Raw genomic sequence first — 2,099 nt, 5'->3', positions numbered from 1 at the left:
TAGTCCATTCCTGTCAACATCATGTATAGTTTTCCGTCATTATTAGAACCGACTGGAAACTCTGTACCATTTGGACTAAAGAATGTAAAGTTTTTAATTGTCATTTTTAACCTTTCTTGAAATTATCTTCGCTTTATCTAAAACTGGGTTATCAGTAATTGATAGCTCTAACAATCTAAATTTTCTACCGCCATAAGGATAACCACCAATTGATACAAATTGACCGACTTCGTACAAGAGCGTAGTTTCAATTCTAAGCGAGTTTTCGCTATTATAGTATACTTTACCATTCAATAACTCTAAGTGGTCTTTACGTAGCTCTCTGTACCCTGTGAAGCTATCTATTCTATATTTGTCGCCATAAGTAGCAACATACTCATATAACATTTGGTTTGTCTCCACTTTCTACAAAAATAAGCCTATCATTGAACTCTGTTTTAACTCTGTCTGCTATATATCCTGAATATAGTTTACCCTCATACCATATATCTACTAAGTCATTAACATATAAAGGCAAAAGTTCACTTTGGTTAAATATTAACCTTGTAACGATTGTAGAGGGAGAAATTTCAGCCTTAATAGTAGATATATCTGGCGGGTTTCCGTGGTCATCTCTATCATAAAATAATGTTTTTGCTGTCCTTACATCTGGCAGGTCTGTTCCGTCTCCGCCATAAGTACTATAGTCAATGACATCTCCATTATTTTTTGCTGTGTACATTTTAGGATGGTCTGTATAGTCGTCTGTTGCCTTATTTTTAACAAACACAACAGCAAAATTATAAGCCGAACGTTCTGTTATTGTTTCCGTGTCCATTGTCACGCTTTGCTTAATATCTACCCTTGTCGTGATTCTATTTCTGTTCCAACTTCTTGAAGCAAAGTTAATAAATAACAAGTTTCTGGGGTCTGTTTCAGATGAAGCATGTTGAATTGTCGTAGTTGGTTGAAATTGAACTTTTGAAAATATCCTTTTTGCTACGTCATGAGCCGATGAAGTTTCTGCTTTACGGTTAATTGTCGCCTTTCCTGCAAAGATACTTGAATTAAAGAAATAACCATAACTCATTAAATTATTTTTACGAGGGTCAATTAAATAATCAATGATAGCAAAATTTGTCGTTTTAGTTATTGCGTTTGGAACATCAAGGCTTTCAATCATTGCCCAAAAATAGTTCTTTAATGTAGCTTTATTACTTTCATCTACATCTGTCACAAGGTAAACCATATCCAAGTTTAATTTTTTCTTTTGACCTAATGCTTCTTCAATTGGAACGACTTCAGGAAAAAGAATTTGAACAATATCCCCAACTTCTACCGAAACGGTCAATGTAGCCGATGAAGTGTAAAGATAACCTGTTTCCCACAATTCATAATTGATGACTTGACATCTTGCCTTTGGTATAGGTAGACCTCTTTTTTCTTTTTTACCATTAGGCATGCTGAAATCGGATATATTGTAATAGTTAGGATTAAAGTTATCATAAACATTAGCTTCTAACATTAAACAAAGTCCGCCTTTCTCTTGATTTTAAACTCTGCCTTACTTAAATTGATTAGCTCCATTTGACCTTTTTCAATTATACGAGTTCTATATCGCTCAAAGTCCATTACAGGGAATAAGTTTAGAGCAGTTGTTCCCTTCCAACCTTGGTAAATTTCATCATTTACATCTGTATTAATTAAAATATAATTCTGCACCTGTTCCGTCTTAAATACAATTGCAGTATATTCATTTCCAACATCGTCTAAAAATCTAACTCCAGCAGGTGTTTTAGGAAGTTGCGGATATAATATCCCCATAAAACTAAATATTTCATCTTTAATGTCCCAGCGACTTAAACGTTCTATATTTGTTTCTCCATAATAAGTGTAAGAAGTGCCTTTGATATACTTATAGTCTCCTGGTGCTGTTCCACCATAAATTTTAGATTTACCAGCGATAACTTTACCATTTTGAATTTTCTCAAAAGTTAAATTTTCGTAAGTATACCACTTTGTGATTATATCGAACGTTATCTTTTCGCTAAAAGTTCCGTTCTTCCCATAACCCTCTGTCTTTGTGACATCTGCTAAAGCTAAATCAGCATACACCTGAA

4 protein-coding genes are annotated in these 2,099 nt (G+C 33.8%); all 4 read right to left on the bottom strand.

The annotated features are described in order from the left end of the window. Positions 1-104 (bottom strand): hypothetical protein (locus AP059_RS22900; RefSeq protein ID WP_218186999.1); only part of this gene is annotated, 104 nt, incomplete at its 3' end. Next, on the bottom strand, positions 94-387 hold the full coding sequence (locus AP059_RS21725) for a hypothetical protein (protein WP_082706696.1): 294 nt from the start codon (positions 385-387) through the stop codon (positions 94-96). The genes AP059_RS22900 and AP059_RS21725, both read right to left, overlap by 11 nt. Next, on the bottom strand, positions 377-1,504 hold the full coding sequence (locus AP059_RS00110) for a hypothetical protein (RefSeq protein ID WP_059874886.1): 1,128 nt from the start codon (positions 1,502-1,504) through the stop codon (positions 377-379). The genes AP059_RS21725 and AP059_RS00110 overlap by 11 nt, the downstream gene beginning before the upstream one ends. Next, a partial coding sequence (locus tag AP059_RS00105) for a phage distal tail protein domain-containing protein (RefSeq protein WP_059874884.1) occupies positions 1,504-2,099 on the bottom strand: 596 nt, incomplete at its 5' end. The genes AP059_RS00110 and AP059_RS00105, both read right to left, overlap by 1 nt.

It is taken from the genome of Pseudomonas sp. TAA207 (assembly GCF_001529285.1).
GTDB lineage: Bacteria > Pseudomonadota > Gammaproteobacteria > Pseudomonadales > Pseudomonadaceae > Aquipseudomonas > Aquipseudomonas weihenstephanensis.
Note: the sequence above shows the minus strand (reverse complement) of the source record. Positions and strands in the feature narration are given on the sequence as shown.